Origin of the sequence: Streptomyces sp. NPDC085946 (assembly GCF_044540485.1) — a bacterium.
Taxonomy (GTDB): Bacteria; Actinomycetota; Actinomycetes; order Streptomycetales; family Streptomycetaceae; genus Streptomyces.
In genome coordinates, this window is sequence record NZ_JBITSF010000014.1 from 194,512 (window position 1) to 221,481 (window position 26,970).

The following is a 26,970-nucleotide window of genomic DNA, read 5'->3' on the forward strand; positions in this document are numbered from 1 at the left end:
CCGGCACCTGACCGGCCGCCGCGGCGGTCACCTCGGGCCGGGCCGGGTGCGAGTGCCGACATGCACGCGCCGGTGAGCGGGGCGACGTGGCGGCGCGGGCCGCGGGCGACGGGGAGCGTGGTGGCGCCGGACGTACGGGATTCCTGGGGAGCACCCCCTGTGAGTCGATGATACTGAAATTATTGAGTTGTTTCACGGGGCGTCAATACTCCGGACGTCACGGGGACGAGGAGGCGCCCGTGATCACGCCCCGGCCTCCGCCGACGCCGGTCGCGCGTCCGCGGCTCGCGCGGTGGACGCGACCGCCGGGCGCCTCGGGGGAGGGGATTTCCGTTGTGCCGCCCGGTCGACGGCCCCCGTGCGAGGATGTCGCGCGTGACCGGATTGTCTTCCTCGCCCGTTGCCGAGGGCACGCCCCGCGACCACGGCCTGGGTCCCCGTGGTGCCGCCGTGCTCGTGTTCGGCTCCTCGGCCGCGGTCCTGGTGGTCGAGATCGTCTCCCTGCGGCTGCTGGCCCCCTACCTCGGCCTCACCCTCGAGACCAGCACCCTGGTGATCGGCATCGCCCTGACGGCGATCGCCCTCGGCTCCTGGCTGGGCGGGCGCGTCGCCGACCTGGTCGACCCGCGCCGGCTCCCGGGCCCCTCGCTCGGAGTGTCGGGGGCGGTCGTGGCGCTCACCCCCGCCACGCTGCGCACCGTGGCGGAGTGGGCGCCGGCGATGCTCCTGCTGGTCGCGTCCGCGACCATCCTCGTGCCGGGCGCGCTGCTCTCCGCGGTGACGCCGGTGGTGACCAAGATGCGTCTCACCAGCCTCGCCGAGACCGGAACGGTCGTCGGCCGGCTGTCGGGCGTCAGCACCGTCGGTGCCATCTTCGGCACGGTCCTGACCGGTTTCGTCCTCGTGTCACGGTTGTCGGTCACCGGCATCCTGGTCGGCCTCGGAGCACTGCTGGTGGCGGGCTCGGCGCTCGTCGAACGGCGGACGCGCAGGTGGATCGGCACCGCCGTCCTGACGCTCGTGGTGACGGCCGGCGGCCTCGCCGCCCTGGTCGCGCCGGGCGGCTGCGACGTGGAGACCCGGTACCACTGCGCACGAGTCGTCGTCGACCCGGACCGGGAGAGCGGTCGCACCCTCGTCCTGGACGGCCTGCGGCACTCCTACGTCGACACGGACGACCCGACGTTCCTGGAATTCACCTACGTGCGTGCCGTCGCGTCGGTGGTCGACACCGCCTTCCCCGAAGGGGAGCCGCTCGCCGCCCACCACCTGGGCGGCGGCGGACTCTCCCTGCCCCGTTACCTCGCGGCCACGCGCCCCGGAACGCGCAGCCTCGTGTCGGAGATCGACAGCGGGGTCGTCCGCATCGACCGTGACCACCTCGGTCTGAGGCCGGGAGCCGGCATCGACGTACGCGTGGAGGACGGCCGGCTGGGCCTGCGACGAGTGGACACGGGCAGCCATGACCTCGTGATCGGCGACGCCTTCGGGGGCGTCAGCGTCCCGTGGCACCTCACCACGGTGGAAGCGATGACCGATGTGCGACGGACGCTCGACGAGGACGGCCTCTACGTCGCCAACCTCATCGACCACGGTGAGCTGGCCTTCGCGCGTGCCGAAGCAGCCACCCTCCGCGAGACGTTCGAGCACGTCGCCCTCCTCGGCGACCCCGCCGACATCGGCCTCGACCCGTCCGCCCCCTCCGAGGGCGGCAACCTGGTGATGGTCGCCTCCGACCGGCCGGTCGACCCGGGCGCGCTCCAACGAGCGCTGGACGCCCGCGGAACCGGCTGGAAGATCGTCACCGGCGCCGGCCTCGCGTCCTGGATCGGCGACGCCCCGCTGCTCACCGACGCCTACGCGCCCGTCGACCAGCTCCTCCAGCCCTCCCGTTCCCGGAACGGCCGGTGACGGAGCCCATCTCGACGCCCCGCCCTGGTCCAGGCATGCGCGGGGGCGCGCACGGCGACGACCGCCACGGCGTTCCCGGGGGGCGACGGGCCGCGACGGCCCCGCGCCCGAGAGGACCGCCGAACGCTCGGTCGGAGATGACGGGTGACGGCCGGAGGGAAGGGGCCGGCCGGGCCGGCAACGTGAGCGGGAGCGGGCGCGGCGGATGCGGGGGTGCGGGACCGGGACGCACGTACCGCCGAGGTGGAGAACGGCTGTTGCCCGGCCGGGAACACTCACCGCTCCGCCGGGTCGGCCGGAAGAGGAGATCGAACAGCCGGCGAGGACTTCGCCGCCGCCCTCGGGCTGTTCCGCACACCGCTGTCCCGCACACCGCTGTCTCGCGGCAGCGCTCCCTCGGCCGCGGCGGAAGCGGCTTCGCCCACGTCGTCCGCGCGGCGACGGCCACGGACGGCCGACGCGCCGTCACCGTCCGCGCGCACAGCCGAACCACCGGACCGCCGGCCTGCGGAGGACCGTGCACCGGGCGATGGCCCGCGGAGCACTGCGCACCAGGCGTACGCCCTGCGCGACCCCGTCGGCCACGCGCTGGGTGACAACGTTTCAGGCCGGGAGCGGGCGGCGCCGTCGAGGATGGCAGACTGACCCGGTGCCCCCTCCCTCCCGGGCCGTGCCCGCCCGCGCGCTGGTGCGCACGCGTTGCGCGGCGGCCGCCGCCGCACTGGTGATCGTCGGTGCGGGACTGGGCCTCCGGGCCGTGGCCACGGGAGGCCTGGCCAAGTACGGCGGGGACGCCCTGTACACCCTGATGACGGTGGCACTCGTCGTCCTGGCCGCGCCGCGCACGGCACCGCCGAAGGCTGCACGGACCGCGCTGGCGCTCAGCTGGGGGATCGAGTTCCTGCAGCTCACCGGCGTGCCGGCGGAGCTCTCCCGGCACAGTACGGCCGCCCGCCTGATCCTCGGTTCCACCTTCGACGCACCCGATCTGCTTTGGTACGCCGTCGGCGCGCTCGCCGGCCGGCCCCTCGCCCGCGCACTCGCGGCGGCGGGACCGACGGCGGGGCGCGGCCCCGGCCCCCGGCGAACGCGGGCGGAGGCGACGGCCGGTGACAGCCGCGCGGGGCACGCCCGCGGCAAGCGGTAGCACCCCCGCGTCGGGCGGCAGCCTCCTTGCCGTTGCCGTTGCCGTTGCCGTTGCCGTTGCCGTTGCCGTTGCCGTTGCCGTTGCCAGCGACGGTGACGGTGACGGTGACGCGCGGAGGCGTCCCCGGCCCGGTCCACGCGGCTTCCTGCCCGTGAACGGCCCGCAGAACCTGCTCGGTTCCGCACCTTGACCCGTCCGACCTGCGCGGTTTAGCGTTCCCGCACTTGATGGTCGTTGAAACGATTCAAAACGCGCGAACCGAACTTCCCTGGGGTGCACTCATGTACGAATCCGTCTCGCAGCGTGGCGGGATGTCCAGACGCACGGTCCTCGCCACGGCCGTGACCGCCGGAGCCGCGGCCGCCCTCGGCGCGGCCCCATCCGTCGCCGCCGCCCTTCCCCGCACCGGCGGCGCGGACCACACCGCCGACTGGTTCGCCGCCCCCGGCAGGGCGGTGCGGCCCAAGTTCCGCTGGTGGTGGCCGGACGGCCTGGTGGACCCGGACGAGATCGCCCGCGAGATCGACCAGATCGCCGACGCGGGCTTCGGCGGAGCCGAGATCGCCGCCGTGCACCACAGCATCAAGGACAAGTCGCTGCTCGACACCGCCCGGTACGGCTGGGGCGGCAAGGCCTGGCGCGACGGCGTCGAGGCGGCGCTGCGCCGGGCGGCCAGGCGCGGCCTCACCGTGGACATCACCCTCGGTCCGAGCTGGCCCGCGGCCGTCCCCGGTGTCACCCCCGACGACGAAGCCGCCACCCAGGAACTCGTCCACGGCCGGGTCTCGCTGGCCGGCGGCGCCACCTACCGCGGGCCGGTGCCCCCGCCCGTGCACAAGGCCGCCCCCGGTGTCACCCGCGAGCGCCTCCTCGCCGTCCAGGCGGCCCGGGTGGACCCCGCCAACTCCACCCGCAAGGAGACCGGGCTCGCCCCGGACAGCGTCCGCGACCTGACCGGTGCCGTCACCGACGGCACCCTGACGTGGACGGCGCCCGCCGAGGGCGACTGGGTGCTGATCTCGTACTGGCAGCGCGGCTCGGGACAGCAGCCGGAATCCGGACCCCACACCGCCCCCGCCGCCTACGTGGTCGACCACCTCGGCGAGGCCGGCACCGCCGCCGTCACCGGCTTCTGGGACCGTCACATCCTGACCGACTCCCTGCGGCGCCTGCTCGAAGCCGCGGGCGGCGCCTTCTTCGAGGACTCCGTGGAACTGGAGACCGACGGACTGGTCTGGACGCGGCGGCTGCCGGAGGAGTTCGAGAAGCGCACGGGCCGCTCCCTGCTGCCCCACCTGCCCGCCGTCGTCCTCGACGACAGCAACCAGGTGTTCGCCTTCGACGCCCAGCTGACCCGGCAGATCCGGCACGACTTCTGGGCCACCGTGTCCGACCTGTTCAACCGCCACCACGTGCGCGCCCTCAGGGACTGGGCGCACGGCCTCGGCATGACCCTGCGCGCCCAGCCCTACGGCCTGCAGACCGACTCCATCGCCTCCGCCGCGCTGCTCGACATCGCCGAGGGCGAGTCCCTCGGCTTCAAGAACCTCGACGACTACCGCTGCCTGGCCGGCGGCCGGGACATGGCGGGGCACACCGTGCTCTCCTGCGAGTCGGGCGCCTACAACGGCTCCGCCTACAGCACCACCTGGGACCGCGTGCTGCGCACCATGGGCGGCGCCTACGCGGCCGGCGTCAACCAGACCGTCCTGCACGGCTTCTCCTACGCGAAGGCCCCGGAGTCGCAGTGGCCGGGCTTCGCCGCCTTCAGCCCCTACAACGGCACCGCCGGCTACAGCGAGTCCTGGGGTCCCCGGCAGCCCACCTGGCGGCACGCCGAGGACATCTCCGGCTACCTCGGCCGTGTGCACCAGGTCCTCCAGGCCGGTACCGTCCGCGCGGACGTCGCCGTCTTCCGGCAGACCGGCTACTCCGCCACCGGCATCGGCGCGTCCTGGTTCACCTCGACCGGCGTCCCGCTCGGCTGGACCCACCAGTTCATCAGCGGCCCGCTGCTCGACCTGCCGAGCGCCAGGGTGGCCGGCGGCCGGCTGGCCCCCGACGGGCCGGCCTACAAGGCCCTGTTCGTCGAGGGCGACTTCTTCCACGGCTCCACCCCGACCCTCGCCCTGGCCGACGCCCGCAAGCTGCTCCGCTTCGCCGAGGCCGGGCTGCCCACGGTCTTCCTCGGCGCCTTCGACCAGGCGCTCACCCCGGGCGTGCCGGCGTCGGGCGAGACCGAGCGGCTGCGGGACGTCCTGACCCGCCTGCTCGCCCTGCCCAACGTGGTCCGGGTCACCGACAAGACCGCGGTCGGCGACGCGCTCACCTCCCTCGGCGTCACCCCCGACGTCCGCCACTCCACCGCCTCGACGCTGCTCAACGCCCACCGGGTGACGGACCGGGCGGACTTCTACTACCTGTGCAACGGCAAGCACGCCGAGACCGTCAAGCCGCCCGTCGCCGCGATCGACCACGACGTCACCCTGCGCTCCACCCACGGCCGTGAGGCCGTGCCCTACCTGCTCGACCCCTGGACGGGCAGGGCCGAACGCGCCGCGCGGTACACGCGGCAGGGCGACGAGATCACGCTGCGCGTCGCGCTGCGGCCCGGCCAGAGCGCCATCGTGGCGCTGGGACGACCGGGGCTCTTCGGGGACCGGAACGGCAACCGTCCGCACGCCGTCTCCTCGGACGCCGACGAGGTGCTGTTCACCCGTGACGGGCTCACCGTACGGGCCGGCGCGGGGGGCACGTACCGGACCCGGCTGTCGCAGGGACGCACGGTCACCACCACCCTCCCGCCCGTGCCCGCCGTGATCGAGCCGGACCGCTGGCACCTCGACGTGGACGACTGGTTCCCCGGCGCGGACGCGACCCGGACCGAGACCGTGCGCCGCAGCGTCGTCCTCGACACCCTGCTGCCCTGGTCGCGCATCCCCGGACTGACGGACTCGGCCGGCGTCGGCACGTACCGCACCACCGTCGTGCTCCCGGACGACTGGTCCTCCTCCCACGGCGCCGTGCTGGACCTGGGACAGGTCAGCGACACCTTCCGGGTGAGGGTCAACGGACGGGACCCGGGCCCCGCCGACCGCCTGTGCCCCGTCCTCGACGTCGGCCCGCTGCTGCGGCGGGGCGAGAACACCCTCGAGGTCGAGGTGGCGACACCGCTCGTGAACCGTCTCCGGACCACCCGTCCGGACGTCTTCGGCGGAGTCGCCCGCCAGGACCACGGGCTCACGGGCCCGGTCCGCCTGGTGCCGTACGCACAGTCCGCCCTCTGATCGAACGTTCCCCCGCTCCCGCCGGTGCCGGCCGGCCGTGAGACGGCCGCCGTGCGGACGGTGCCCACGCCCGTCCGCACGGCGGCTCTCCGAGCGGACCTGAGACCTCGAGCCGCCCGGCGCACGCAACTCGCCCGACGGCCTGTGGCGGCTCCCCGCCCGCGGCTCCCACGCCGTGATCAGCGGATGGATCTCCGCGGCGCCCTGAGGCTGCGCGACCTGCTGCACGCCGGCGCCGGGGGCGCTGCGGAGAGCGGGCGCGGGGCGGGCGCCGGACGCGGTGTCCCCGGACGCGGTCCGGCCGGAGGAGCCGGCAGGGGGCGGTCCACCGCCGTCGCCCTCGCCGTCCCCGGGTCCGCCCTCCGCCTCCTCCGGTTCCAGGGACTCCGGGCGGCGCAGGGCCATGGGCACGGCCACCGGCGCGACCGGGGCCGGCGCCGCGCACAACAGCCACGTGGTCCGCAGGCCCGGACCACGGCCCCTCCCGCAGACGCATCCCGATCGCCGCCCCGACCCGCTGCGAACCCGGCCGCCGCTTGAGGCTGATCCACCGGCCCCGCCGCGACGACGGCAACCGCGACGGACGCGAGAGCTCGTCCTGGCGCGACTACCGCACCCCGTTCGTCGCAGCACACCAGCAGTTCGGCGGCCCGCTTCCCGTGGCCCGGGACCGTTTCACCGTCCCCAAGGCCGCCGGCCTGCGAGAACGCGCCGTCACCCGGGACCGGCCGGCCCTCTCCTGCCCGCAGCCCTGCGTGTCCGACGCCGTCTCCGTCACCTCCGGTACCGCAGCCACCTCATGGACGGCCGCCCTGCCCGGACGGAGCCGGCCGTCGCCTCCTGATCGCCGAAGACGACACCACGAGTTCGAGCTGAGTAACTGCGGTATGGCCGGATCGAAACCGGCGGGAAATCTGGCTTCTCCATCAAATCCCGCACACCGTGGAAAGCCCTTCCTGCTGCTGAGGGAACAACCTTTCGTCAACTTCTCGCAAAGCCGAATTGCGGGTCTGTGGACGTATACGAATAGTGATCAAGGTGCGGGTGAAACCGGTTGCGAGCAGGAAGTTGCAGGCATCGCGGGCCGTCTTGTTGGCCGAGGTTGCGGTGTGATCGAATGATGACGTAGTGAAGTCGGAATGCGACGAAGGCAGACTGCCGCGGGGGGCGGGGGAGTGACGGGGGCCCGTGTCATTGCTGGGCTTGCGCATGCCTCTCTGGCCTCGTAGGCGGATCGGCCACGTTCCGGGACGTGGTCACGTCGGGCTTCTCGAGGGGGGATCTCATGTCGGCTGCGGCCGGTTCGCTGTCTGTTCAACTTCTTGGACCGCTTCGGGTCTGGCGGGACGGTCAGGAATTAACCGTGGGACCGCCGAAGCAGCGCGCGCTGCTGGCGCTGCTCAGCACCCACCGGGGCACGGTGGTGGGCCCCAGTCAGATCATTGACGGTCTGTGGGGCCCGGCGGCGCCCAATACGGCTATGAATGGTGTGCACACCTATATAGCGGGTCTGCGCAGGGCCCTGGATCCCGCGCGCCGCGGACGTGAATCGGGAGGAATCCTGCTCTCCGTGGCGGGCGGGTACGAACTGCGGCTGCCCCTGGAGTCGGTGGACGCGCCGCAGTTCGTGCAGCAGTTCGCGGAGGCCAGGCGGCTGAGCGCGCAGGGGCGTCCCGACGCCGCCTTCGAGATGCTGGGCAAGGCGCTGGCGCTGTGGCGCGGGGACGCGCTCGCCGGGGTGCCCGGGCCGTTCGCGGCCCTGGAGCGGAGTCGGCTGCGCGAGATGCGGTTCTCCGCCGCGGAGGACTGGATCTCCGGAATGATCGCCGTCGGGCGCAGCGAGGAGGCGATCGTGGTGACGAGCGAGGCCGTCGCACAGGAACCGCTGAGGGAGAAGCTGCGCTGGCTGCTGATGCTGGCCCTCTACCGGTCCGGCCGGCAGGCGCACGCCCTCCAGGCGTACGGCGAGGCCCGCTGTCATCTGCGTGAGGAACTCGGCATCGAGCCCGGAGCCGAACTGCAGGACCTGCATGCCAGGATCCTGGCGGGCACGGTGGACGACGGTGCCACGCGGAGGCAGGCCCCGTCGGCCGGCCCGACCCTCGTGCAGACCCCCTCCCCGGCGGAGAGCGAGCGCGCCGTGCTGACCAGGATGGGGTTGAGCCCGCGTCAGCTCCCCTCGCGGGCGCGCATGTTCATCGGTCGTGACACGGAGCTGGAGCAGGTGTGCGCGCTGCTCGGCCGGGCGTATCCCGCGCGGGGCCGGGCCACCCCCATCGTCGCCATCGACGGCCGACCCGGGGTGGGCAAGAGCGCCCTGGCCCTCGAACTGGCGCACGAGTCGGCGGATCGTTTCCCTGACGGGCAGCTCTACGCGGACCTCGGCGGGACCGGTGAGTGTCCGACTCCCCCCTTCCACGTCCTGGGGAGGCTGCTGGAGAGTCTCGGCGTCGGCAGGGCGGACCTGCCCGTCGATCTGGACAGCCGGGCCATGCTGTACCGCAGCCTCCTGCACGACAGGCAGATGATGATCCTGCTGGACGACGCGGTGGACATGGAGCAGATCGGGCCGCTGGTCCCCCAGGGGTCGGCGTGCCTGATCGTCACCAGCCGCCGGCCGCAGCGCGGGCTGGTCGCGCGGTACGGCGCGCACCGCATCGGCCTCAAGCCGCTCTGTCCCGGCCCCGCCGCCGAACTTCTCGGCAAGCTCCTCGGCGGCGAGGGCGAGAGGGCGGCCGTCCACCAGCTGGCCGAGCTGTGCGGGCACCTCCCGTTGAGCGTCCGGATCACCGCCGCCGCGTTGTTGGAGGACCCCTACACCAGCCCTGAGCAGCTGGCGGCGCTCTACAAGGACCCGACGGTCCGGCTCGACCTGCTGACGGTCGCGGGCGACGACGGGATGAGCCTGCGCGCCTCGCTGACGGCCAGTTACCGCAGTCTGCCGAACGAAACGGCCCATCTGTTCCGGCTGCTGGGCAGGGTGGGCCTGGAAGAGGTCGGGGTGCCCGAATCCAGCCAGTTGTCGGGTGTGCACAGCTCCGAGGTCGCCGCTCGGCTCGAACTGCTTGCTGACCTGGGGTTGTTGGAGCGGATCGGAGCCGGCACCTACCGGCTCGACGACCTGACGCGCGTCTTCGCGATCGAGTGCGCGGAGGAGGAATGGGTCGCGCCGCGGCCCTCCTTGCTGCGTCGGGCGGCGAAGGCCGTGCCGGTCGACGGCGAGTTGCGCACCGGCTGACCGGTCCGGGCGGGGTGTCTTCACCCGTCCGGCTGAAAAGCACCCCCTAGGGCGCTTTCAGGGGGTGCGGGCCGGATGGGCCCGTGTTTTGATACGAGTCAGTCTCGTATCAAAAATCAGAAAGGGGGAGCTGTGTCCGCATCCGCAGTCTGGACCAGCCCGAAGCGCTGGTGGGCACTGGCCGTGCTGGTGATGTGCGTGCTGGTCAACGGCTTGGACGCGACGATCCTGTATGTGGCGATGCCTGAGCTCGTCGACTCGCTGGGCGCCTCCAACTCCGATCTCCAGTGGTTCCACAACGCGTATCTGCTGGTCTTCGCCAGTCTGATGCTGCCGTTCGGCGTGCTCGCCGACCGCATCGGGCGCAAACGGCTGCTCCTGGTGGGACTCGCGATCTTCGGCCTCTCGTCCGGCTACGCGATGATGGTGGACAGCTCCGGTGAACTGATCCTCGGGCGGGCGCTGATGGGTCTGGGGGCGGCGATCGTGACCCCGGTGTCCCTCGCCATGCTGCCGATCCTCTTCGCCCCGCAGGAACGGGCACGCGCGCTGGCCATCTGGTCCGCGGGCGTCGCCCTCGGCCTGCCGATCGGTCCGCTGGCCGGCGGCTGGCTGCTGGAGCACTTCTGGTGGGGATCGGTCTTCCTGATCAACATCCCGATCCTGGTCGCCGCCATGGCGGCCGGCTTCTACCTCTTCCCCGAGCACCGGGGCGTGCGCGAGCACGCCTTCGACTGGCAGGGGGCGGTGCTGTCCGCCCTCGGGCTCGGCGCCGTCACCTTCGCGCTGACCCAGGCGCCGGAGGAGGGCTGGCTGAGCGGCCGGACGCTGGGCGGTGCCGCGGCCGGTGCGGTGCTCCTGGTCCTGTTCGTCCTGCGCGAGCGGAGCACTGCGCACCCGCTGCTGAACGTGCGGTCCTTCGGCAACCGCTACTTCGGGGCCTCCATCTCGGCACTGCTGCTGGTGCACTTCGCGATGACCGGCTTCCTCTTCATGCTGAGCCCCTACCTCCAGGCCGTCCTCGGCAACTCCTCCTTCGGCACCGGCGTGCGGATGCTTCCGGTGGTGCTCGCGGTCATGGTCGGAGCGGGCACGGCCGAGCGGCTCGCGCCGCGGGTCGGTCCGCGCGGGCCCGTGGTGGCGGGGCTGTTGCTGATGGCCGTGGGACTGCTGGTCTTCTCGGCCACGGACGTCGACTCCGGTGAGTTCGCCGTCGCCGCCTGCCAGGTGCCGCTCGGCATCGGCATCGGCCTGACCCTGGCCATCGCCATGCACGCCGCGCTGGCCACCGCGTCCGACGAGAAGTCGGGTGAGGCGTCGGGCATCACCAGTGCCTTCCGGCAGGTCGGCGGGGTGATCGGTGTGGCCGTGCTCGGCAGCGTGCTCAGCACGGGGTACCGGGACGACATGGAGAGGTCCGTCGACGGCCTGCCCGCGGAGGCCGCCGACGCCGCCGAGGAGACGGTCGGCGCCGCGCTGGCCGTCGCGCAGAAGCTGGGGCCCGCGGGACAGGATCTGGCCGAAGCGGCCCGCCGGGCCTACGTGGACAGCATGGACGCCGCCTTGGTGGGCGGGGCCGTGGTGGTCTTCGCCCTCGCCGCCGTGGTCTTCGCCTGGATGCCGCGCCGGGCCGCGGAGCACGGCGCGGCCCCGTCCTCGGCCGAGACCTCCTCGCCCGTTACGGAGTCCGTATGATGGCTTGTTCGGAACGTGCACGGTCTACGACAGTGGTCATACCGAGAGGCTGACGGGATAGATGTACGAGACGCGTGAAGGTCGACATGCCACCTCCAGCCCTGTCGGGCGGCCGCGCAATCACCGTGCGGACGCCGCGATCCTGCAGGCCGCGGTGACAGTGCTGGGCGAGTCCGGCTTCCAGGGACTGACCATGGAACAGGTCGCCCGCCGGGCCGGAGTGGGGAGGGCCACCGTCTACCGGCGCTGGCACTCGAAGGAAGAGATGATCATCGGCGCGCTCGACACGCTGATGGCCGACTTCGACGTCGAGCCCAGCGGCGACCTTCACGAGGATCTGCTCGCCATGACGCGCTGGCTCCGGGACGGACTGCTCAACGCCCCCGAGGGCCGGCTCCTGCCGCATCTCGCGGCCCAGGCGGTCAGTGATCCCAACTTCCCGTCCAGCCACATGGACACCTGGGTCTGTCCCTGGCGCGACGCCGTCGAGGCGGTGTTCGTCCAGGGCCGGGCCGACGGCCTGGTCCGCCAGGACGTCAACCTCACCGCCGTCGTGGACATGCTCGCCGGCGTGGTGATCCTGCGCCTGTTCCTCGGGCAGGGCAAGCCGCTGACCGACGAGCAGATCCAGGAGATGATCGACGCGCTCCTCGGCGGTGTTCTGCTGTGACGCCCTTCTGTGTCTGAGACCGTCCCCGGACGGCAGTGACCGGCCCCGCCCGCCCCCGCGCACTCCAGAGAGACCGAGGGCGGGCCGGGGCCGGTCGCCTTTCGTGACCGATGGAGACTCCCGATGACCTCCCCCGCCCGTCCGCCCCTGTCGCCGCCGCGCCCGTTCGGTGAGATCCGCAGCTGGCCGGCCTCCTTCGCCGACCGCCTCACCTCCCCGCTGCCCGGCGTGACGGACTTCCTGCGCCTCGCGCTGCGCGGCCAGCGCCTGCGCCCGCCCGGCAGGACGCTCGCCCAGCTCGGCGACCTGCCCGTCGACCCCGCCCCCGTCCCCGAGGTCGCCCCCACGGACCTGTCCCTGACCTGGGCCGGGCACGCGAGCTGGGTCGTACGGGTCGGCGGCCTCACCGTGCTGACCGACCCGGTGTGGTCGAGCCGGATCGTCGGCACCCCGGAACGCGTCACCCCGGTCGGTGTGCCGTGGCGCGAGCTGCCGCACCTCGACGCCGTCGTCATCAGCCACAACCACTACGACCACCTCGACACCGCCACGCTCGACCGGCTGCCGCCGGACACCCCCCTCCTCGTGCCGGCGGGGCTCGGCGCGTGGATCCGCCGCCGGGGATTCACCCAGGTCGCCGAACTCGACTGGTGGGAGGCGGTGGAACTGCCCGGACCGCTCGGCCCGGTCCGGTTCGACCTGGTTCCCTCCCACCACTGGAGCCGGCGCGGACTGACCGACACCTGCCGCAGCCTGTGGGGTGGCTGGATGCTGACCGCCCCGGGCGGGCGCCGGGTCTACTTCGCGGGGGACACGGGATACGGCCACTGGTTCGAGGAGATCGGCCGGCGCTATCCCGGCATCGACCTGGCCATCCTGCCGATCGGCGCGTACGAGCCGCGCTGGATGCTCCGGTCCGTGCACACCTCTCCGGAGGAGGCCGTACGGGCCTGCGAGGACCTGGGGGCGACCATCATGGCGCCGATGCACTGGGCGACCTTCCTGCTGTCCGCGGAGCCGCCGCTGGAGCCGTTGCACCGGGTCCGCGCCGCCTGGGCACGGGCCGGACGGCCTCGGGACCACCTGTGGGACCTCGCCATCGGCGCGTCGAGGGTCCTGCAGGCCGGTCTGTAGCAGACGACCAGAACTCGTCCAGAGGAGCTGCAGACCTTCTCCAGGTGACTCAATGCAGACTGACGACGCGCAATACGGCGAGGGCTCGAATTCGCCGAATGCCGCGTAGCTTTCGCACCGCTCCAGGGTCTAGGGGAAGGTCACAAGCATGTCGTCAAGTCTTTACGGTATATCCGCCGACTACGACGTCGTCATCATCGGAGGAGGCCCGGCCGGAGCTACGACGGCCGGCCTTCTCGCAAAGCGCGGACACCGTGTCCTGGTGCTCGACCGGGAGCGGTTCCCGCGTTACCACGTCGGTGAGTCGCTCATCCCGGCGTTCATGCGGCCCATGGAGGAACTCGGCCTCACCGAGCGCATGGACCAGCGCGGTTTCGAGCGGAAGTACGGCGGAAGTCTGGTCTGGGGCAACAACCAGGTGCCGTGGAAGTTCGCCTTCCTCAAGGGCAAGCACCCGTACGCCTTCCACACGCGTCGCGCCGACCTCGACGCCCTCATCCTCGACCGGGCCCGCGAACTCGGCGCGCACATCGTCGAGGACGCCACCGTCAAGGACCCGATCGAGGAGGACGGCCGCGTCGTCGGCGTCCGCTACGCCCTGCGCGGCATGGACGGCCTGCGCGAGGTGCGGGCCGGCCTCGTCATCGACGCCTCCGGCCAGGCACGCGTCCTCAGCCGGCGGTACACCGACGTCAAGTGGCACGACCAGCTGCGCAACGTCGCCGTGTGGACGTACTACGACAACTGCGAGCGCCTCGAAGGCGACGAGTACACCAACATCCTGATCGAGGGCCTGGACGGCGGCTGGTTCTGGGCGATCCCGATCGACAAGGGGACCATCAGCGTCGGGTACGTCACCCGGGTGACCAGCGCGGGGGAGTCCGGGCAGTCCTTGGAGGAGCTGTTCCACGAGCAGCGCGACCGCACGGTCAAGCTCAGGAAGATGCTGGCCAACGCCCGGCAGTCGGCGGGTTTCCGCACCGCTCGGGACTGGTCGTACCACTCGGACCGCTTCTACGGCGACGGCTGGGTGCTGGTCGGCGACACGGCGGCCTTCGTGGACCCGCTGTTCTCCACGGGCGTCGCCCTCGCCTGCATGGCCGGCAGCACGCTCGCCAAGATCGTCGACCGGGTCATCAAGCACCCGGAGATCGAGACCAAGGCCCTGGACCGGTACGCCACCGCGTACTCCGGGTTCTTCGACGAGATCCGGGAATTCGTCGAGCGTTTCTACGACCAGACGAAGTACAAGGAGTTCTACCACAGCCTCGCCCAGGAGATGATCGACCCGGAGCACGAGCGGAAGCCCGCCGACGACTTCGTCACCCTCATCTCCGGCCTCAGCGGAAATCACCCGCTGTTCAACATCACGCTGGACGACCTCATCGCGGACCACTCGACACCGGAGCCGACGCAGTCCTGAACGAATTTCCTGGGGTAGCCGCCGGGTCGGTGCGACGGCTGCCCCAGCATCATTTTCGCGTGTGAAACACGCTGCAATCGAAGATGAGGACGGGGGAAATGAACAGCCATCAGTTACAGATTCTGTTTCTCGATCTAGCGATCATTCTCGTCATGGCGCGCGGACTCGGATACCTCGCCTCGCGCATCCAGCAGCCGCCGGTCGTGGGCGAGATCCTCGCGGGAGTGCTGCTCGGTCCGACCCTGCTCGACGGAGTACTGAGCGAGACCCTCTTCCCCGACGACGTCCGGCCCGTGCTGTCCGGCGTGGCGAATCTGGGCGTCGCCCTCTTCATGTTCGTGGTCGGCCTCGAGATCGAGGGCAGCCTCATGAAGGGCCACGGCCGGACCACCGTGGCGGCGGCGGTCGGTTCGACCGCCGTTCCCTTCCTGCTGGGCATCGGACTGGCCTTCGCTCTGCTGCCCGGGCACGAGCCCGCCGACCGCGGGACCTTCATCGTCTTCATCGGGCTCGCCGTGTCCGTGACCGCGTTCCCCGTGCTGGCCCGCATCCTCGCCGAACGAGGGCTGACCCGGACGGCGATCGGCGGCATCGCCCTGGCCGCGGCGGCGTTCGTCGACGTGGTCGCCTGGGCGGCGCTGGCCGCGGTCAACGCGTCGGTCGGCGCGGAGGGCAATCACCAGCTCGTCCTGCTCACGGTGCCCTACCTGGCCGGCATGCTCTTCGTCGTCCGGCCGCTGCTGCGCCGCGTGCTCGCCCCCGGCGACGAGGCGGCGAAGCCGGGCCCGCTCAAGTTCGCCGTCGTCCTGGTCGGCGCGCTGCTGTCGGCCGCGGCCACCGAGGCGATGGGCATGCACCACATCTTCGGTGCCTTCCTCTTCGGGCTGGTGGTGCCCCGCGAACGCGCGCAGGCCCTGCGCGCCGACATCCACGACCGCACGACGCACCTCACCTCGGTGCTGCTGCCCGTGTACTTCGTGGTGGCCGGCTTCCAGGTCGACCTGGGCGGCGTCGGGCTCACCGGCCTGCGGGAACTCTCCCTCATCCTCCTGGTGGCCATCGTCGGCAAGTTCGGCGGCACCTACCTCGGCGCCCGCGCCACGAAGCTGGCCCCCCGGCCCGCGGCCGCCCTCGCGGCCCTGATGAACACCCGGGGCCTCACCGAACTGGTCATCCTCGGTGTCGGTCTCCAACTCGGGCTGCTGGACAACTCGCTGTACTCGCTCATGGTCGTCATGGCCGTGGTGACGACGGTGATGACCGGCCCGCTCCTGAGCCTCATCAAGATCGACCGGTCCGGGACCGCGGCCGACGGGGCCACGCCCCGCGAACGGATCGGCGCGGCCCGGTAGGGACGGTCCCGCGGCGGCGCGGGCGTGCGGACGGAACGGCACAGGGACCGAAGGGATGACCCCACATGCACTTGGTCGAGCGGGACCAGGAGCTCGCCTCACTCACCGACATGATCCGAAGCAGCGCCCGCGGCGCGGGGCAGGTGGCCCTGGTGACCGGCGGCATCGGCTGCGGCAAGACCGCCCTGCTCGCCGAGATCGGCTCCCTCGCGAAGGAGCTGGACTTCGAGGTGCGCGGCGCGACCGGCTCGCTGGTCGAACGCCACACCCCCGGCGCGGTGCTCGGGCAGCTGCTGCGCGACATCGATCCGGCGCTGGTGGACCGGGCGGTGGCCGCCGGACCGGCCGGGAGAGCCGACCGTGCCCGGCACGGCACCGCGGGGACGGTCGCCCGGCTCGGTCCGGACACCCTCGACGCGGAGACGGGGCGCACCCTGCAGGACCTGTGCGCAGCCGTCGAGCGGCGGGCCCGGCGCGCCCCGCTGCTGCTGTGCCTGGACGACGTCCAGTTCATGGACGACCTGTCGCTGCACTGGGTGCTGCTGCTGATCCGCCGGCTCTCCGACGCGCCCCTCGCCCTCGTCATGACCGAGCGCGGGCTCTCCCGGCCGGCCGACCCCCGGCTGCGCGCGGAACTGCGCCGCCGCCCCGAGCACCGGCCGCTCGCCCTGCGGCGGCTCTCCGTCGACGGGGTCGCGGCCGTCCTCGTCCCGTACGTCGGTGCCGCCCTCGCCCCCCGGCTGGCCGCCGAATGCCACACGGTCAGCGGCGGCAACCCGCTGCTGGTCAGGGCTCTGGCGGAGGACAGCAGGCGCGGCGCGGCCGACACGGCCCACACCACCGGGCGCCTGGTCGTCGGGGACGCCTTCCTGGACGCCGTCACCGGCTGCCTGCACCGCGGCTGGCCCGCTCTGCTGCACATCGCCCAGGCCCTCGCCGTACTGCACGAGGACCCGGCCACGGCGCAGACCGTGGCCCGTCTCGCCGGGGTCGAGGACGCCGTACTGAGCCGCGGGCTGCGGGCGCTGGACGACGCCGGCCTGGTCGCCGACGGCCGGCTGCGCCACGCGGCCGCCGCGACCGCCGCCCTGGCCGGCTGCACCGGTGAGGAGCGCGCCCGGCTGCACCGACGCGCCGCCGAACTGTTGTACGAGGAAGGGGGTGCCCGCGTCCTCGACGTCGCCCGTCACCTCGTCGCGTCCGGCACGGCGACCGCGCCCTGGGCGGTGGACCAGCTCCGGGAGGCCGCCGAACGGCACCTGGCCCTCAGCCGTCCCGCGGAGGCCAAGCTGTGCCTCGAGGTCGCCCTGCGGCACTGCCAGGACGACGGCGAGCAACTGCGGCTCAAGGCGCTGCTGGCGGGCGCCACCTGGGTGCTGGACCCCACCATGGGGGCGCGGCACCTCGTCGAACTCGCCGACGCCCTCCGGGCCGGCCGGCTGCCCGACCAGTACGCCCTGGTGCTCGCCAAGTACCTGCTGTGGCACGGACGGTACGTCGAGGCCGCGGACGCCGTCGAGCGGATCGGACGCCGCGACGCGGGCATGACCGATCCGCTGGCCGCCGCCGAGGCCCGGGCCACCCGCGAGCTCCTCTCGGTCAGCTACCCCGGGCTGGTGCCCGCCGGCGGGACCGGTGCCGGCTCCGCGCGGCAGGTCTCCTTCGGCGGCGACCCGCGCATCCGGGGCGCGGCGGCCCTCTCCGACGTGCTGCGGCACGGCCCCCGCCAGGACGTGGTCGACTCCGCCGAGGCGGCCATGCGGGCGATGCGGCTGGGCCGCAGCACCCACGAGTGGCTGACCTGCGCCGTGTCCGCGCTGCTGTTCGCGGACCGCACGGAGGCCGCCGCGGCCTGGTGCGATCACTGGCTCGCCGAGGCGCGCGGCCGCCGGGTCCCGCTGTGGATCGCCGAATTCTCCTCGCTGCGGGCCGGCATCGCCCTGCGTCAGGGCAGGCCGCGCGAGGCCCGCGAGCTGGCCGAGGCCGCCCTCGCGCGGATCCCCGTGGAGAGCTGGGGCGTGTGCATCGGCGGACCGCTCGCCAACCTGATCCAGGCCAACACCGACCTCGGCGACCACGAGGCGGCCGCCGAGTACCTCGAAGTACCGCTGCCGCCGGGGTTGTTCGACAGCCGGTTCGGCCTGTACTACCTGCACGCCCGCGGACAGCACTACCTCGCCACCGAACAGCCCCGGGCCGCCCTCGACGACTTCAGCAACTGCGGTGCCCTCATGCGTGCCTGGGGACTGGACCAGCCGTCCCTCGTCCCCTGGCGGTCGGGTGCCGCCCGTGCCCACCTGGCCCTGGGCGACACCGACCGGGCGCACGCCCTGGCCCGGCAGCAGCTCGACCTGGCCGGGGACGCGCTGACCCGCACGCGCGGCATCTCCCTGCGGGTCCTCGCCGCCGCCGGGCGGCCTTCCCAGCGGGGCGCCCTGCTGAAGAGCGCCACGGCCATCCTGGAGCGGTCCGGGGACCGGCTCCAGCTGGCCGGTGCCCTCGCGGAACTGGCGGTCGCGCACCTGCGCTCCGGCCGGGACACCACGGCCGACGCGCTCGTGGAGCGGGCCGCGCGCCTGGCCGGCGAATGCGGCGCACCGGCTCTCGCCGCGGAGTTCACCCGCCTGCTGCCGACCCGGATGGCACCGCCGGGCGCGCGCGACACGGCGCCGACGCGTGCCCTGGACCTGCTCAGCCCGGCCGAGCAGCGCGTCGCCTCGCTGGCCGCCGAAGGGCTCAGCAACAAGGAGATCTCCGCACGCCTCGGCGTCACCGTCAGCACCGTCGAACAGCACCTGACACGGATCTTCCGCAAGCTCGGCGTCCGTACCCGCGGCGATCTCCGCCGGGACCGGGCCCTGGCCGGGTGAACCGCCCGGGTCCCGCTGCCCGTCAGGGGCAGCCACCACCACCCCACGAGGAGGGTCAGGAACCCCATGAACCGCAGTGACCAATACGATGTGGCGATCCTCGGCAGCGGCATGGCCGGGGGAATGCTGGGCGCCGTCCTGGCACGGAACGGCGTCAAGGTGCTGCTCCTCGACGCCGGCACCCACCCGCGGTTCGCCGTCGGGGAATCGACCATCCCCTACACCTCGGGCATGACCAGGCTCATCGCCGACCGCTACCGGGTGCCCGAGCTGCGCGCGCTGTCGAGCTTCAAGGGCATCCGCGAGCACGTCTCGCGCAACTGCGGCCAGAAGCAGAACTTCGGCTTCGTCTACCACCGCGAGGGTTCCCCGCAGGACTGGCAGGAGATCAACCAGCTGGTGGTCCCCTCCGTGCTGCGCACCGAGACCCACCTGTTCCGTCAGGACATCGACGCGTACCTGTTCCACGTGGCCGTCAAGTACGGCGCCCATCCGCGGCTCGGCACCCGGATCGTGGACGTCGAGACCGACCCGGACACCGGCGTGGTCCTGCGCACCGACGGCGGCGAGGAGTTCCGCGCGCACTACGTGGTCGACGGCAGCGGCTTCCGCTCTCCGCTGGCCGAGAAGTTCGCCCTGCGCGAGACGCCCACCCGGGCGAGGACCCACTCCCGGTGCCTGTTCACCCACATGATCGGGGTCGAGCCCTTCGACAAGGCGCCGGCGGCCCGCCGCCACGACCAGCCCAACCCCTGGCACCACGGCACCCTGCACCACGTCTTCGACGGCGGCTGGCTGTGGGTGATCCCCTTCGACAACAACGCCGACTCGCTCAACCCGCTGTGCAGCGTGGGCCTCACCCTTGATCCCCGCGTCCACCCCAAGGGCGACCGCACCCCGCAGCAGGAGTTCGACGACTTCCTGGCCCGGTTCCCGGAGATCGCGCACCAGTTCCGCGAGGCGAAGGCGGTCCGCCCCTGGGTGTCGACCGGCAGGCTCCAGTACTCGGCCAAGCAGGTGGTCGGCGAGCGGTTCTGCCTCACCTCGCACGCGGCCGGCTTCATCGACGCCCTGTACTCCCGCGGCCTCACCAACACGATGGAACTCGTCAACGCCCTCGGCTGGCGCCTCATCGCGGCCAGCAAGGACGGCGACTGGTCCATGGAGAGGTTCGGCTACCTGGAGGACCTCCAGCAGGGCCTGTTCGACTTCCACGACGACATCGTCTACAGCTCCTTCGTCGGGTTCCGCGACTACGAGCTGTGGAACGCCGTCAACCGCACCTGGATGCTCGGCACCATGCTCGGCAACGTCATGCTGGAGGACGCCTACTACCGCTTCGAGCGCACCGGCGACGACGGCGTCTTCCGGGAGCTGGAGCAGCACGGACACCCCGGCTCCCCGCTCCCGGTGAGCGCCGGCTTCACCCGTATGGGACCCCTCACCAGGGAGCTGTGCGAGGCGGTCGACCAGGGCACGGAGAGCCCCGGAGAGGCGGCCCGGAAGATCCTGTCCTATGTCCGGGACGCCGACTTCATCGCGCCGTCGTTCAAGTTCGGGGAGCGCGACACCCGCTGCTTCGCCATGTCGCCGGCCAAGATGGCGATGAACGCGCGCTGGTGCCGCAAGGACGCGCCGCCGGAGATCGGCCCCCGCATGATCAACGCGAGCAAGGGGCTCGTGCGCATGCGGCTGCGCGCCGGGAAATAGCCGGCCGCCGCACCCCCTATGCCCCCGTCAGGGGGCAGCGGGAGAACCCCCCGTTCCGCGCGGCAGGGGGTTCTCCCGGGCCCGGTGCTCTTCCTAGCCTGGAACCAGACGAGTTCACGGATATCCGGTCCCGCTCAGGGACCGTCGAGGTCCGCGCCCACCACGCCGTCGGCACCCGCGAGTGAGGTCCCAGGCCGAGCCCGGCACTACTCCCAGGACGAAAAGGCAGCGAATGAACGCGCATTCCACACCTGATCCCGAAGGGCTGATCGCCGTCGTCGGGATGGCCGGCCGCTTCCCCGGAGCCCCGGACGTCGACAGTCTGTGGCATCTCCTGATGAACCGTCAGGAAGCCATCGTGCCGGTGCCGTCCGACCGCTGGGACGCCTCCGCGCAACTGGACCCCCGGCTGCGCATCCCGGCGGTCGGCGGCTTCCTCGACGACATCGACCTCTTCGACGCCGGATTCTTCGGGATCTCCCCGCGCGAGGCGGCCGCCATGGACCCCCAGCAGCGGCTGCTCCTGGAGGTCGGCTGGCGGGCACTGGAGGACGCCGGGCAGCGGGCGAGCGACCTCGCGGGCTCGCGGACCGGGGTCTACGTCGCCACCGTCTGGCACGACTACGAGCTGCTCAGGAAGGCGCGCGGCGCCCTGCACACCTCCCACTCGCTGGTCGGCACCGGCCGGGACATCCTCGCCAACCGGCTCTCGTACCTCATGAAGCTGCGCGGCCCGAGCCTCGCCGTCGACACCGGCTGCTCCTCCGGGCTCGTCGGACTCGACCTGGCCGCCCGCGCCCTGCGCGCCGGCGACATCGAGGCGGCCATCGTCGGCAGTACGAACCTGATGATGGACCCGCACGTCAGCATCGGCCTCACCCACTTCGGCGGGCTCTCCCCGGACGGCCGCTGCGCCTCCTTCGCGAAGTCCGCCAACGGCTTCGTCCGCGGTGAGGGCGTCGCCGCCGTGTACCTGAAGACGCTCGCCCGCGCGCTGCGCGACGGCGACCGGGTGCACGGCGTCCTGGTGAGCACCCTGACCAACAACGACGGAGGCGGCCACAGCCTGGTCAGCCCCAGCCAGGAGGGCCAGGAGGACCTGCTGCGCCGCAGCTACGGGGAGCACACCGTGCCGGCCGCCGCCCTGTCGTACGTCGAGGCACACGGCACCGGGACCAAGCGCGGCGACCCCACGGAGGCCGGCGCGCTCGGCGCGGTCCTCGGCCGGGCCCGTCCGGCCGGCGACCCGCTGCCGATCGGGTCGGTGAAGACCAACATCGGTCACCTGGAGGGGAGTTCCGGCCTGGCCGGACTGATCAAGGTCCTGCTCTCCCTGCGTCACCGCACGGTCCCGCCGTCCCTGCACGCCGAGGAACTCAACCCCGACATCCCGTTCGAGGACCTCAACCTGACCGTGCTGCGCGAACCGCTCGCCCTGCCCGCCGAAGGACCGGTCCTCCTCGGGGTGAACTCCTTCGGCTGGGGCGGCACCAACGCCCACGTGGTCGTCTCGTCCCCGCCGGAGACCCGGCCCGCGGCCCGCCGCGACCGGTCCGACGAGACCGCGGTGCCCCCCGTGGTCACCCTGTCCGCGAAGCGCGCACCGGTGCTCGCCCGCCGGGCGGCCCAGCTCCGGGACGCGCTCGGCGCCCGCGGGGAGCACGAGGCCGCCGAACTGGCCGGCACGCTGGCCTGGCGCCGCGACCACTTCCCGGAGCGGGCCGCGTTCGTCGCCGAGGACCTCCGGCAGGCCGCCGCCGGTCTCGCCGCCCTCGACGGCCCCGTCGCCGCGGACGCCGACGTGGTCACCGGACGGGCCGTGCCGCACGGCCGCACCGCCTTCGTCTTCCCCGGACAGGGTTCGCAGTGGCGGGAGATGGGCGTGGCCCTCTACCGGGACAGCGCCCTGTTCGCCTCGGTCGTCGACCGCTGCGCCAAGGCCCTCGCCCCGCACGTCGACTGGGACCTGACCGACGTGTTCGCCCCGGACGCGGACGCGGGCCCCGACGCGGTCGCTCACACCTGGACCACCCGCACCGACGTCCTCCAGCCGGCGCTGTGGGCGATGTCCCTGGGGCTGGCCGAGCTGTGGCGTGCCGCGGGTGTCACCCCCGACGTCGTGCTCGGCACCAGCCAGGGCGAGATCACCGCCGCCACCTTCGCCGGCGTCCTGTCCCTGGACGACGCCGCCCTCGTCCTCGCCCGGCGCGGCGCGCTGATCGCCCAGCGGGTGTCCGGCCGCGGACTGATGCTCGCCGTCGACCTCGACCGCGAGGCCGCCGAGCGCGCGCTGGAGGGGTTCGAGGACCTCGTCTCCTTCGCCGCGCACAACGGCCCGCACTCCTGCGTCCTGTCCGGGGACCGCGACTACGTCCTCGCGCTGAAGGAACTGCTGGAGGCCGAGGGCACGTACTGCGCCCTGGTCGACATCGACTACGCCTCCCACAGCGCCGGCATGGGCGTCCTGCGCGAGGACCTCATCACCGGGCTCGCCCCGATCCGGCCCGCCGGGGGCGACGTCCCCCTCATGTCGACCGTCGAGGCCCGTGTCGTCGACGGCGGCGCCCTGGGCCCCGACTACTGGGTCCGCAACCTGTGCGAGCCCATCGAGCTGGTCTCCGCGATGGACGCCCTCTTCGACGGCGGCGTGACCCACGTGGTGGAGATCAGCCCGCACCCCGTCCTGCAGCCGGCCCTGGAACAGCAGACCGCCGTACGCGAGGAGCCCCTGGCGCTGCTCACCACCCTGCGCCGCGGGCACGGCGGCACCCGGGACGTCGCCCGCGCCTTCGCCCGCGCCTACACCGCCGGCCTGGAACCCTTCGGCACACTGCCCCGCGACGGCCGCTTCCCGGTACCCGCCTACCCCTTGGAGCGCGAGAGCTTCTGGCCCGCCGACAACCGCCGGACCAGCGACGCCGCGCAGGGGTTCGAGGCACCGCTCACCCCCGCCCCCGGCCGCCCCGGCGTGTGGCACGGCGCCCTGGAGCTGTCCCCCCTCACCCAGCCCTGGCTCACCGACCACAAGCTCTACGACACCGCGCTGCTCCCGGGCACCGGCATGCTCGCGCTGGCCCTGCACACCGCGCTGGCCCGCACGGGCGCACTGCCCGGCCGGCTCGTCGACGTCTCCTTCCGCAAGGAGGTGACGATCGGCGCGGAACCGGTCCGCTTCACCACCGAGTGGCAGGACTCGCCCGGCGGCGGGGGCACCTTCCGGCTGCTGTCCCTGCCGCCCGGTGCCACCGAGTGGGACGTCGTCGCGACCGCCGGGGCCGTCTCCGGCACCGACGCCCCGGACGGCTTCGGCCTCCCCGACTGGGCCGACGAGGCCGCGGTCGAGGACCCCGGCGAGTTCTACCGCCGCTGCTCCGCCCGCGGCCAGAACTACGGGCCGGCGTTCCGGGCGGTGCGCTCCCTGCGGCGGCACCCGTCGGGCGACGAGGCCCTCGGCGAGATCCGGCTCCCGGAGGAGCTGTGGGCCGGCCTGCGGCCCCGGGTCCCGCACCCGGTGCTGTGGGACGGGGCGCTCCAGGTCGCCCTGCTGCTCGACGACGGCTCCGAGGCGCTGATGCCGACCGCCGTACGCGCCGTCCACGTGCTGCCCGCAGGCGACGAACCCGTCACCGAACTCCACTCCCACGTCCTGCGCCGGCCCGACGGCACCGTCGACGTCCGCGTCCTCACCGGCGACCGGCGTCCGCTGCTGGTGATGGAAGGGCTCGTCCTGCGGTCCCTGCCCACCTCGGACGGCCGCGACGCGGACGCCGACCGGCTGCACCGCGTCCACTGGGCCGACGTCACCGGTGCGCGGCCCCGCGACGCCGGTCCGGCCGCGGCCGGCCGCTGGGTCGTCTGCGGCGGCACGGGCGGCACCCGGGACCTGGCCGACGCCCTCCGCGCGGCCGGCGCCGAGGTCACCACGGTGGACGACCCGGCCCGGCCGGAGAACTCCCTCACGGGCGACGTCGACGGCGTCGTCTTCCTCGCACCGCGCGCCTGTGTCGGTCCCGACGCCCAGCAGCGCGGACTCGCCCACCTCACCGCCGTGGTCCGCGTGTGCGCGGCCCTGCCCTCGCTGCCCCGGCTCACCGTGCTCACCGACCGGGCCCAGAGCGTCACGGCGACCGAGACGCCCGATCCGGGCGCCGCCCTGTACTGGGGCTACGGGCGGGTGCTGCAACGCGAGCACTCCGAACTGCGGCCGCGGCTCGTCGACGTGGACGGCTCCCACCCCGACTGGGCCGAGGAGTGCGGCCGCGCCCTGCTCGACGACGGCGCCGACGACCAGCTCGCCCTGCGCGGCGACCGCCGGCTGGCCGCCCGGATCGTCCGGGGCGGCGACACGGCCGACGCCGACGGCACCGCACGCCCCGCCTGGCGCACCGGCCCCCAGCCCTTCCGGCTGGGCGCCGCCCACCGAGGCACCTCCACGACGGCCGAGTTCCTCCCGCACCCACCGCCGGTGCCCGGCCCCGGCCAGGTCGTCATCGAGACCACGGCCGCCGCCGTGTCACCCGCCGACCTCCGCGACCTCGCGGAGATGCACGCCGGACGGGCCCCCGGGACCCTGCCGCTCGGCCGCGAATGCGCCGGCCGGATCGGCGCGGTGGGACCCGGCGTGAGCGGGCTGCACCCCGGGGACCGGGTCGCCGCCGTGGCGTCCGGTGCGCTCGCCGGGCACGTGCTCGCCGAGGCGGCCCACGTCGTCCGGCTGCCCGACCGGCTCGACGACACCGAGGCCACCGCCCTGACCCTCCCGGCCGTCACCGCCTGGTACGCACTGACCCACGTCGGCCGGCTGGCGCAGGGCGACACCGTACTGATCCACACCCCGGCCCTGCCGGACGCGCTCGCCGCCGTGCAGATCGCCCGCAGCCGGGGCGCCGTCCCGCTGGCCGTCGTCGACGGAGCGTCCCGGCACGCCGAGGCGCTGCGCGCCGCCGGCGCCCGGGAAGTCCTCGACACCGCCGACCCGGACTGGCCGTCGGCCGTCGCGGCGACCGCCGGCGAGGGCGTCGACGTGGTCCTCGGCCCGCGCGGCGGAACGACCGCCTCCCACGCCTGGGACCTCCTGGCCCCGGACGGACGCTATGTCGAGGACGTCACCCGGGCGGTCCCGTCCGCCCCGGCCCCCGAGGAACAGCCGCTGCCCGCCGGAGCCACGTTCGGCTCGGCCGACCTGGACGCGCTGCGGGTCCGCCGCCCCGCCCTGTTCGCCCGGCTGCTGGCCGACGTCTGGGCACTGGCCGCCGACGGCCGGATCGCCGCCCCGCCGCTGCGGACGTACGACTGCGCCCGGGCCACCGGCACGACCGCCGACCTGGACCACGACCCGTACGGCCCCCGGCTCGTGCTCACCGGGCTCACCGAGGTCGCGCACGTGGCGCCCGAACCCCTCCCCGGCGGACGGTTCCGCGCGGACGGCGCCTACCTGATCACCGGTGGTCTCGGCGCCCTCGGTCTCTCCCTCGCCGAGTTCCTCGCCGCGCGGGGCGCCGGCACGCTCGTGCTGGTCGGCCGGTCCGCGCCCTCGGCCGAGACCGCCGCCCGGCTGGCGGCCCTGCGCTCCGGGGGGACCGTGGTCCACACCCCGCGCTGCGACGTGAGCGACCGCGCCGCCCTGCGCCGGACCCTCGACGGCCTGCGCGAGCGGGGTCTGCCGTCGCTGCGCGGTGTCGTGCACGCGGCCGGCGTGGTCTCCGACGCCACCATCGGCCGCATGACGCCGCGCCGGCTCGCCAAGGTGCTGCAGCCCAAGGTGGACGGCGTGCTCGGTCTGGAGGCCGCGACCGGACAGGAGCCGCTGGACTTCTTCGTCCTGTTCTCCTCCGTCGCGGCCCTCGTCGGCAACCCGGGACAGGCCGCCTACGCCGCGGCCAACGCCTACCTCGACGCCGCCGCCGCGGCGCGCCGCAGCCGCGGGCTGCCCGCGCTCAGCGTGCAGTGGGGGCCGTTCGCGGAGATCGGCCTGGCCGCGCGCAGCCAGGAGGCCGGCGCCCGCCTCGGGGACCGCGGAATGGGCAGCTTCCCGGCCGACGAGGCCTGGGCCGCCCTGACCCGCCTGCTCACCGAGGACCGGCCCGTCCACGGCTACGTCCCCCTCGACCTGCGCCGCTGGTTCGAGGCCGCCCCCGACACGGTCGCCCTGAGCGCCTGGCGCGACCTGCACGAGGCCCTGCGGGACGACGGCTCCGTCACCGCCGGGAGCGCCTTCGCGACCGGCCTGCTGGAGACACCCGAGGAGGAGCGCCACGGTCTGGTGGAGGCCAAGGTCCGCGAACTCGCCGCCCAGGTGCTGCGCCTCAGCCCCGAACGACTCGACCGCGACACCCTGTTCGAGTCCCTCGGCCTGGACTCGCTGATGAGCCTCGAACTGCGCAACCGGCTGGAGGCCGCCTTCGGGCTGCGCCTGTCGCCGACCCTCATGTGGACGTACGGCACGCTCCGCACCCTCGCCAAGGCCCTGACCGAGCAGGTCGCCCGATCGCAGGAGGCCCGGTGAGCGCCGACCGGACCACCCCGCCGGCCCC

Annotated in this window: 13 protein-coding genes; all 13 read left to right on the forward strand. The window is 73.4% G+C overall.

Annotation, left to right across the window (positions count from 1 at the left end; translation table 11 throughout):
- Nucleotides 1-366: 366 nt before the first annotated feature.
- The 13 genes from ACIF8T_RS26310 (at nt 367) to ACIF8T_RS26370 (ending at nt 26,942) form a co-directional block, all read left to right on the forward strand.
- Nucleotides 367-1,911, forward strand: coding sequence for a fused MFS/spermidine synthase (locus tag ACIF8T_RS26310; RefSeq protein ID WP_400038558.1), 1,545 nt, complete (start codon nt 367-369; stop codon nt 1,909-1,911).
- Between the two features lie 649 nt (nt 1,912-2,560).
- Complete coding sequence (locus ACIF8T_RS26315; RefSeq protein ID WP_400038559.1) at nt 2,561-3,058, forward strand: DUF2809 domain-containing protein; 498 nt, start codon at nt 2,561-2,563, stop codon at nt 3,056-3,058.
- Nucleotides 3,059-3,339: 281 nt separating this feature from the next.
- Nucleotides 3,340-6,345 carry a glycosyl hydrolase gene (locus ACIF8T_RS26320; RefSeq protein ID WP_400038560.1) on the forward strand — a complete coding sequence of 1,002 codons (3,006 nt, stop codon included), beginning with the start codon at nt 3,340-3,342 and terminating at the stop codon, nt 6,343-6,345.
- A gap of 536 nt (nt 6,346-6,881) precedes the next feature.
- Nucleotides 6,882-7,466, forward strand: coding sequence for a hypothetical protein (locus tag ACIF8T_RS26325; protein ID WP_400038561.1), 585 nt, complete (start codon nt 6,882-6,884; stop codon nt 7,464-7,466).
- 242 nt (nt 7,467-7,708) lie between these two features.
- The gene (locus ACIF8T_RS26330) at nt 7,709-9,583 is read left to right on the forward strand and encodes a BTAD domain-containing putative transcriptional regulator (RefSeq protein ID WP_400038562.1); all 1,875 of its coding nucleotides are present in this window, start codon (nt 7,709-7,711) and stop codon (nt 9,581-9,583) included.
- 132 nt (nt 9,584-9,715) lie between these two features.
- Complete coding sequence (locus ACIF8T_RS26335; RefSeq protein WP_400038563.1) at nt 9,716-11,278, forward strand: DHA2 family efflux MFS transporter permease subunit; 1,563 nt, start codon at nt 9,716-9,718, stop codon at nt 11,276-11,278.
- A 61-nt stretch (nt 11,279-11,339) separates the two neighbouring features.
- Nucleotides 11,340-11,948 (forward strand): TetR/AcrR family transcriptional regulator, encoded by a 609-nt coding sequence (locus ACIF8T_RS26340; protein ID WP_400038564.1) that lies wholly within the window; start codon nt 11,340-11,342, stop codon nt 11,946-11,948.
- 123 nt (nt 11,949-12,071) lie between these two features.
- Nucleotides 12,072-13,082, forward strand: a complete 1,011-nt coding sequence (locus ACIF8T_RS26345) for an MBL fold metallo-hydrolase (RefSeq protein ID WP_400038565.1) — start codon at nt 12,072-12,074, stop codon at nt 13,080-13,082.
- A gap of 148 nt (nt 13,083-13,230) precedes the next feature.
- Nucleotides 13,231-14,505, forward strand: coding sequence for an NAD(P)/FAD-dependent oxidoreductase (locus ACIF8T_RS26350; protein WP_400038566.1), 1,275 nt, complete (start codon nt 13,231-13,233; stop codon nt 14,503-14,505).
- Between the two features lie 152 nt (nt 14,506-14,657).
- Nucleotides 14,658-15,857, forward strand: coding sequence for a cation:proton antiporter (locus ACIF8T_RS26355; protein ID WP_400038567.1), 1,200 nt, complete (start codon nt 14,658-14,660; stop codon nt 15,855-15,857).
- Nucleotides 15,858-15,922: 65 nt separating this feature from the next.
- Nucleotides 15,923-18,727: an AAA family ATPase gene (locus ACIF8T_RS26360; RefSeq protein WP_400038568.1), complete on the forward strand. Its 2,805-nt coding sequence runs from the start codon at nt 15,923-15,925 to the stop codon at nt 18,725-18,727.
- A 66-nt stretch (nt 18,728-18,793) separates the two neighbouring features.
- Nucleotides 18,794-20,437, forward strand: coding sequence for an NAD(P)/FAD-dependent oxidoreductase (locus ACIF8T_RS26365; RefSeq protein WP_400038569.1), 1,644 nt, complete (start codon nt 18,794-18,796; stop codon nt 20,435-20,437).
- A gap of 232 nt (nt 20,438-20,669) precedes the next feature.
- Nucleotides 20,670-26,942, forward strand: a complete 6,273-nt coding sequence (locus ACIF8T_RS26370) for an SDR family NAD(P)-dependent oxidoreductase (RefSeq protein ID WP_400038570.1) — start codon at nt 20,670-20,672, stop codon at nt 26,940-26,942.
- Nucleotides 26,943-26,970 lie beyond the last annotated feature (28 nt).